This is a genomic window from Hoeflea sp., from assembly GCF_984452065.1.
In genome coordinates this window covers 1-7,219 of record NZ_CFHWAF010000187.1, presented here as the reverse complement: position 1 = coordinate 7,219, position 7,219 = coordinate 1, and the positions used below count along the sequence as shown (strand labels likewise).

The 7,219-nt window shown below is 60.1% G+C and carries 8 protein-coding genes; 4 read left to right on the top strand and 4 right to left on the bottom strand.

What is annotated here, in order from left to right:
- Window positions 1-96 precede the first annotated feature (96 nt).
- Window positions 97-483, top strand: a complete 387-nt coding sequence (locus AC5E6N_RS22390; RefSeq protein ID WP_491687701.1) for a DUF3307 domain-containing protein — start codon at window positions 97-99, stop codon at window positions 481-483.
- Between the two features lie 22 nt (window positions 484-505).
- Here the strand turns inward: AC5E6N_RS22390 and AC5E6N_RS22385 are convergent, their stop codons facing one another.
- Window positions 506-967, bottom strand: a complete 462-nt coding sequence (locus tag AC5E6N_RS22385; RefSeq protein WP_491749887.1) for a cyclic nucleotide-binding domain-containing protein — start codon at window positions 965-967, stop codon at window positions 506-508.
- Between the two features lie 48 nt (window positions 968-1,015).
- A complete protein-coding gene (locus AC5E6N_RS22380) occupies window positions 1,016-3,730 on the bottom strand; it encodes an ABC transporter transmembrane domain-containing protein (RefSeq protein ID WP_491749886.1) in 2,715 nt (904 codons plus the stop codon).
- 167 nt (window positions 3,731-3,897) lie between these two features.
- On the opposite strand from AC5E6N_RS22380, the gene AC5E6N_RS22375 reads away from it, so the two are divergent.
- Window positions 3,898-4,164: a nitroreductase family protein gene (locus tag AC5E6N_RS22375; RefSeq protein ID WP_491749888.1), complete on the top strand. Its 267-nt coding sequence runs from the start codon at window positions 3,898-3,900 to the stop codon at window positions 4,162-4,164.
- A gap of 9 nt (window positions 4,165-4,173) precedes the next feature.
- Entirely contained in the window at window positions 4,174-4,698 is a 525-nt protein-coding gene (locus AC5E6N_RS22370; protein ID WP_491749885.1) for a nitroreductase, read from the top strand.
- 28 nt (window positions 4,699-4,726) lie between these two features.
- Here AC5E6N_RS22370 and AC5E6N_RS22365 read toward each other — a convergent pair whose 3' ends face one another.
- Both AC5E6N_RS22365 and AC5E6N_RS22360 read right to left on the bottom strand, forming a co-directional pair.
- Window positions 4,727-4,882 carry a hypothetical protein gene (locus AC5E6N_RS22365; protein ID WP_491749884.1) on the bottom strand — a complete coding sequence of 52 codons (156 nt, stop codon included), beginning with the start codon at window positions 4,880-4,882 and terminating at the stop codon, window positions 4,727-4,729.
- A gap of 13 nt (window positions 4,883-4,895) precedes the next feature.
- Window positions 4,896-6,461, bottom strand: coding sequence for an ABC transporter substrate-binding protein (locus AC5E6N_RS22360; protein ID WP_491749883.1), 1,566 nt, complete (start codon window positions 6,459-6,461; stop codon window positions 4,896-4,898).
- Between the two features lie 256 nt (window positions 6,462-6,717).
- Between AC5E6N_RS22360 and AC5E6N_RS22355 the strand changes: the two genes are divergently transcribed.
- Window positions 6,718-7,219: cyclic nucleotide-binding domain-containing protein (locus AC5E6N_RS22355; protein WP_491749882.1), on the top strand; the 502-nt coding region annotated here is incomplete at its 3' end.

Below are 7,219 nucleotides of genomic sequence, written 5' to 3'. Positions count from 1 at the left end.
AAAGCCGTTGACCGCGCTCAAGTGACTCTCCATGTTGAGAAAGGAGGGGGGGCGAAGCCCAGGGTGTTATGAGCGACCGTCGCTCAAGGGTGGACTATGACGTTGTACATTGTTTGGGCGCTGATCGGCCTGCAGGTCAAGCACTACATTGCGGACTACACGCTCCAGTGGCCGTCCATGATTGCCGGCAAGTGCGATCTGCACAAGGCGGGCGGCTATGTGCACGCCGCCATCCATGTCGTCATGACGCTGCCGATCCTGCTGCTGTGCGGATTGTCGCTGGCCACCATCGTTGCTCTTGCCGTGTTCGAATTCGTTGTCCACTACGCGACGGACTATGCAAAGGGCTGCTACGACTGCAAACACAAGCTGGATGCGCATACCCGGCATTACTGGGTGGTGCACGGCGCCGACCAACTGGTTCACCAACTCACCTATGCCGCCATACTGGCCGTCATCATTATGTCGATGCAGGGCTCATAGAGCTGTATAGGGAGCGGCGCGCTCAGCCGCTGGCGCGCTGATCCAGAACGTGGGCCAGATCCGATGTCGTGTTGGCGAGCCTGCGGGCAAGTTCCCTGATCACCTCGACCGCAACATCGGGGAATTCGCCGATCAGTTCCATGAGGTTCTCGCGCTTGAGTTCCAGAAGCGTGAGTTGCCCGCGCGCCCTGACGGACGCCGTCCTCGGCACATCGCAAAATGCCGATATTTCGCCGAACAGCGCATTGGAGCCGAGTTGGGCAACGACGACCTGGGTGTCTCCGCCGTCCGACAGGATATCGGCCTCGCCGCTGGCAATGAGATAGGCTGATGTCCCGTTCGATCCTTGAGCGAACACTTCTTCGCCATCGTCGAAGACAAGCTGGGTGGACGTGTAGGCGATCAGCTTGAGCTTGCTCGGGTCGACGCTTTCAAAAAGCGGAACCTTCTGCAGCATGGCGACATCATCATCAAGCGTGCTCATTACCAATCTCCTGCTTTCCCATCGCCGTTACCCCTAAATCCGGCCATATCATTTGGCCATCGCTTCAAGGCGCTCGGAAACCTTTTCCGGCGCTCCTTCAGACACAATCCGCCCATGTTCCATAAAGAGTATTCTGTCGAAATCGTTCCAGCCGCCATTGTCGAGGGGGACGCAGACGACGCCCATCGTGCGCGTGCCGTTCTGCCTGCCCATTTCCACGACCGTATGGACAATCTTCATACGTTCCCCGGCTTCCAGTGCCGAGAGCGCCCGGTTAAGAATAACAATATCCGGCTGCTTCAACAATGCGCGCACCAGCTTCAGCTTCTGGGCCTGATTGTTCGACAGGTTGCGTCCGCCATTGCCGATGTCGAATGACAGTCCGACATGGAAGACGGTGTCCGCCACGCCGCAGCTTTCCAGCAGTGCCTTGATGGATTTCAGCACACGTTCGCGCGCACCGATGCGGCGGGAATCGATCCGTCCGAACAGGATGTTGTCCAGTACCGACAGAGACGGATTGAACCGGTTGGGGTCGTGGAACGCGACTGCCTTGCTTTCCTTCTTGTCCAGTTCCTCGCGCAGCCGCTTTCGCAAGCTCAGAAACTTGTCCTGCAACTGCTGATCGACAAGGCCGAAGCGGGTCTGTGCCTCGCAGTAATCGAAGGCCGGGTCCAGCATGGCTTCCAGATCGACTTCACTTGCCTCCGAAGCCTTTTTGCCGGAGAGTTTTTCCAGAGCCAGCTTCATTTCCTGCAGGCGTTCGGGCGAGGGGCCGCCGGAACGCTGCAACAGCGTGCTGTCCTCCGCAAGATCGCCGAACAGTTCGACATTGTTGCGCGCGATCTCGACGCCGATGTCAAACAAACGGGACGAGAGGTCCATTTCGTCCAACAGCCCCCTGACCATTTTGTTTGCCGGCAGGTTTTCCTGGGCGAAGGACTCGTCCACGGGCGTTCCGAAAATCAGGTTCTCGCCGATGGTCAGTTGATGGCTGTATTTTTCGGGGTCGAACAATTCCACGGCGCCCTTTGAGCTGCGGGCGGACTGATTGTCGGCAAACAGGCGCCTTGCTTCCATGATGCCGTCAACCACCTTCTCGTCGGCATCCGCCTCAAGCCGGCGCAGCAGCCCGTATTCGAGCACGTCGTCATAAAGGTCGACGCTGTGCATGATCGAGAGCAGCCGGTCGGCGACGTCTCCGGCCGGCCATTCGACGTTCACTTCGGCGCCGAAGCTCGGATCCTTCACCTCGCCGGCTTTTGCCGATATCGGTTCGTTCTCATAGGGGCCGAAAGCCGTTCCCGATCCGTCTTCCTCGAGGATCGGAGGCGCGTCGCCGGTAAAGGGCAGGGTTTCGGCGAGAGCGGACCGCAGGCTTCCTCCGGCAAAGAATATGTTGCTGTCGGCATAACCGACGCGCTGGCCCGTCTGCCTTTCGGGAACCGACTTCAGATCCTGCCCGTCGAGTGTGATGTGACCCGAACTGGTGACCAGCAGCCGTGCCAGCACCTCGGCGACGTATTCGGCGCCCGAATCGGCATTGCCGACAATGGCAAGCGCCTCGTTCCGCGAGACCGTATTGGTGAAATCCTGAATGACGGGCTGTTCCTGTGCATCAAGCACGGTGACGTGCTCCAGCGCGTAGCCATCCTTGATCGGATCGGCCGGCGCCTCGCCCGGATCCTGGCGGGCGCCCGGCATGATGGTCGTATTGGCGAAATCCTCGACCGCCTGTTCGTAGCGAATCTGGTTCAGCAGGCGCTGCTGGTCCCAGTCGATGATGCCCTTGATCGGCGAGGGCAGGTCTTTGTAGGCGGCGATGGACGCGACAAGCGCGCCGAGATCCATGCGGCCGGTGATGACGAGATAGCCGCCCAGAAGGTAGAAGATGAACGCCAGGAACTGGATGAGGAAGTTGTTCAGGAATTTGACCTGGAACTTGCGCTGATAGAGCTCGAAACGAATGACGACGATGCGGCGCAGCATCTGCCATATGTTGGAGCGCGCGCGGTTGGAGGTGCCGTGCAGATGCACATCGTCCATGCCCTGCACGAATTCCCCGATCCTGCCGGACAGTTTGCGGGCCGTCTGCTGGCGCTGCCGTCCGAGTTCAAGCAGGCGGCGGCGAAGCCGCGGAATGATCCACGCCTGAAACAGGACGATGATCAGGGTGATGACGCCGAACATCGTGTTTTGCAGAAACAGGAAGGTCAGGCCGGTCAGCGCCTGAGCGCCCAGAAATACGGGTGCCGAGAAAGCGTCGCCGAAAAACTGCCCGAGCGGTTCGACTTCATCCTTGATCACACTGGTGATTTCGGAGGGCTTGACGCTGCGCGCCTTTGCTATGGGGTAACGCAGCACCCGGTCGAACAGTTCGTAGCGCAGGCGCCGCAGGAGCTTTTCTCCGAGTTTGCCCTTGTATGTGTTGATATAGAGCTTGAACCAGCCATTGAGCGCAACGGCGACCAGAAAACCCACGCACAGGGCGATGAGCATCTCCTGGCGGTCGAGCTGCAGTCCGGCGAACAGGTTTATCGTCTGCCCGAAAAGCGAATCGGCAAACGGCAGATTGATGGAGAGGAATGGCTGCGTTGCCTGGGGTGAATCGAATCCGTCACCCTGGATCGGGCCGTTGACAATGAGCTTCGGCAACTGAAGCATCTGGAAGTAGACAGGCATGGAGGCCAGGACGACCACAAAGATCCAGACCTGCTGCTTGCGCGAGTGAACCCAGATGTATCGAAGAAGATTGCGCTGCAAGGTTGTCCTCAGTTGCGTGGCAAGGCCGCGTCACCGGATCGCCGGTTGGAGTCAGCGACCAAACCCTTGACCGAAGGCATGATCAAGTCAAGTCGGATGGCCGGCCGGCAGGGTTCAAAGTGGCCTTTTTCGGCATCTTTTTGATTTGTTTCCGGCAGCTTAGCAAGATGCGAGCGATCCGGGCAGATGGCTGTATTTTTCTCAAAATCGCCGATGCTTTGAGGATATTGTTGTTGTCTGAACGGTTTTGGACGCATAGTCGGCCGGCAGGTTTCACTGGTGTTGGCAGGTTGAATGTCATGAATGTATCGGATGCCCTGACGTCGCGGATCGCGTGCCGTGCTTTCAAGCCGGACCCGGTGTCCCGCGAAACCGTGCGCTCCATTCTCGGTGCAGCCAGACAGGCGCCATCCGGAGGCAATCTGCAGCCCTGACATGTGTTTGTGCTGACCGGCCCGGCGCTGGCCGGGCTGATTTCGGATGTTGCGGAACGGTCGGTCACCACGCCGCGCGGCGTGCCGGCGCAATATGATGTCTATCCGAAGGGCCTCAAGCAGCCCTATGCCGACCGGCGCTTCAAATGCGGGGAAGATCTTTATGCCACGCTCGGCATTGCGCGGGAAGACAAGGCGGGCAGGATCGGTCAGTTCATGCGCAATTTTTCGTTTTTCGGAGCGCCGGTCGGGCTGTTTTTCTACCTCGACAGGACCATGGGTCCGCCGCAATGGGCCGATACGGGCATTTTCCTGCAGAGCGTCATGCTTATGGCGCGCGAGCACGGGCTCCATACCTGTCCGCAGGAAGCGTGGGCGCAATGGCATGAGGCGGTTGCAGCCCATGTCGATCCGCCGGACGAGTGGATGCTGTTTTGCGGCATGGCGCTCGGCTATATGGACGAGGAGGCGCCCGTGAACCGGCTGCGCACCGAGCGCGCCGCTGTCGATGAGATTGCGACATTCCTGGAATAGTGGCGCCTGACGCGGAGGGTCAGCCCGGCTAGCGCAGGCGCGGATTGAGCGCGTCGCGCAGCCAGTCGCCGAGCATGTTGTCGATCGGATCGCCGATGAAGCGGAACATGGAAAACGCCACCAGGCCGACGATGAACAGGACGACGACGGCCTGGAAGCTGCGCTTTATTGCGTAGGCCAGCATGGTTTGGCCCTGGTCAGTTGACGGTCACCCACCGGAGGATAAAGAAGTTATCCGGGCGCTGCGTCATGTCGACATTGCTTCTGGAACCCCAGACCAGCGGCTGGACGTAGAGCGGCACATAGGCGGTTTCGGCGCGCAGGATCGTTGCTGTCTCGTCAAGCATTGCCTGACGCTTCGCATCGTCGATTTCCGACTGGATCATCGGCAACAGCGTATCGACGCGCTCGTTTGAAAAGCCGCCGAAATTCCATGAGCCGAGTTTCTTTTCCGCGTTCGGAGTCGCCATCAGGAAGCGGATCGGATGTTCGGCATCGAATGTGCCGGGTGACCAGCCGAGCAGGTACATGTCGTAATTGTCGGCCCGCAATTCGGGCCAGTAATTGCGCACCGGCATGGCGTCGAGCTCGGCCTTGAGACCGATCTGCGCGAGCATTCCGACCACACCCTGACAGACGGCTTCGTCGTTGAGATAGCGGTCGTTCGGACATTTCAGCCCGAAGGAAAAGCCGTCGGGGTATCCGGCTTCGGCAAGCAGGGCTTTGGCACCCTCGACATCATAGGCCGGTCTTTCACCGACCTTTTCGGAATAACCCCGCATGGCCGGGCTGACGAGCTGGTTCGCCGGCTCGGCATTGCCGCGCATGATGGTTGCCAGGATCGCATCGACATTGACGGCCCTGGCCACGGCTTCGCGTACGCGCGGGTCCTGGAACGGATTGGGCTTTCCGGCATCGCCGGTATATTTGATCTCGTCGGCTTCATGCCCGAATCCGAGCATGATGACACGCGCCTCGATGCCCTGCAGGACCTTGACGTCATCATGCCCCTTCAGGCGCTCGGCATCCTGGATCGGGACCGGGTTGATCATGTCGACGTCACCGGAAAGAAGGGCGGCGACGGCGGTTGCCGGGTTCTGGATCGGCGTGAATTCGGCCCGGGTGACGTTGTGCCCGGCGTCACCCCACCAATCTGCGAAGGGCACCAGCACGGTCTTCAGCCCGGGCTGGCGCTCGGCCAGCATGAAGGCGCCGGTTCCGTTCGCGTTCAGCGTGGCGAAATTGCCTTCCTCCTTGTTCGGCCGCTCGGTGCCGTTTGCGGCCGCCCAGCCGGAATCCATGATCATCCAGTTGGCGATGGAGTCGGGAAAGATCGGATTGGGCTGATCGGTCATGAAGTCGATCGTGTAATCGTCGACAACGGCAACGTCTGAAACCGGCGCAAACCAGGAAGAGGTGTCCGCCTCGTCGCTCGAGGCCCGCTCATAGGAGAATTTGACGTCCTCGGCGGTGAACGGCGAACCGTCATGGAAGGTTACGCCTTCGCGCAGTTTGAAGCGCCAGCCTTCACCGTCGCCGATGGGCTCCCAGCTCACCGCCAGAGCCGGCTCGATGCTCATATCCTTGCCGCGCCGCACCAGACCCTCATAGACATTGTTGAGTAAACCGAGAACAGGCGCGGAATTGACCGCGTGCGGGTCCATCGTCTGCGGATCGGTGAGTGAAGCCCAGCGGAAGGTTTCGGCATTCGCCACCGAGCCGGCCAGCGCCAGGAAGAGAGATCCCAATATCAGTTGCTTCATTTCGCAGTCCTTTTACTACCATCCGGCCGCCGGCAGTTCTCCGGCCTTTGCAAACGGGTGAAGGAGAGCCGGGCCGGCCGGTTGTTACGCCGAGGCACTGTGTGAACAATATGATTGTCGCGAGGCCGTCCGCAAGTCATCGATCCCTTATTTCATTGTGACCGGAACTGCGGTATCGTTTTGTATTGATGGATATCAAGGCTGCGGGCGGTCCGCCTTGATGGCGTTTCGTATTGTCAGATGGGGGAAGAGCATCGTGCAACAACCCGCCGAACGGCAGATTGCCATGGAGTCCGTTCTCCTGGCGACCGCGCCGGCCGACGTCGCAAGTACCATACTCGACCAGTCCGAGGCCCGCAGTTTTGACCGCGGCGGGACGATCTTCCTCCAGTCGGAACCGGCACACAGCGTCTATATCGTTCTCGACGGCCGGGTGAAACTGTTCCGGCTCACTCAGAACGGCGCCGAGGCGGTTGTCGGTGTCATGACGAAAGGCCGGAGTTTCGGGGAGGCGGTCGCCTTTCGCAACGACGTTTATCCGGTCACCGCGGAGGCGGTCACCGACTGCGCGCTGCTGTCCATTCCCGCCCAGGCCATCCTGTCGCGCATGCGGGCCCGGCCGGAGCTTTGCCTGGCGGTGCTGTCGGCCGGCGACGCCAGTGGCTATGAAATCAAAAAAACCCTGGAAGAGGCGCCCTTTAGCCACTTCCAGGATACCGGTTTCGGGTCGATTTACCCGGCGCTCGGGCGCTTGACCG

Bases quoted from the DNA above. Each gene is read 5' to 3' on its own strand.
- AC5E6N_RS22375 (WP_491749888.1), top strand. From the start codon at position 3,898: ATGCGAGCGATCCGGGCAGATGGCTGTATTTTTCTCAAAATCGCCGAT.
- AC5E6N_RS22385 (WP_491749887.1), bottom strand. From the start codon at position 967: ATGAGCACGCTTGATGATGATGTCGCCATGCTGCAGAAGGTTCCGCTT.
- AC5E6N_RS22360 (WP_491749883.1), bottom strand. From the start codon at position 6,461: ATGAAGCAACTGATATTGGGATCTCTCTTCCTGGCGCTGGCCGGCTCG.
- AC5E6N_RS22365 (WP_491749884.1), bottom strand. From the start codon at position 4,882: ATGCTGGCCTACGCAATAAAGCGCAGCTTCCAGGCCGTCGTCGTCCTG.
- AC5E6N_RS22390 (WP_491687701.1), top strand. From the start codon at position 97: ATGACGTTGTACATTGTTTGGGCGCTGATCGGCCTGCAGGTCAAGCAC.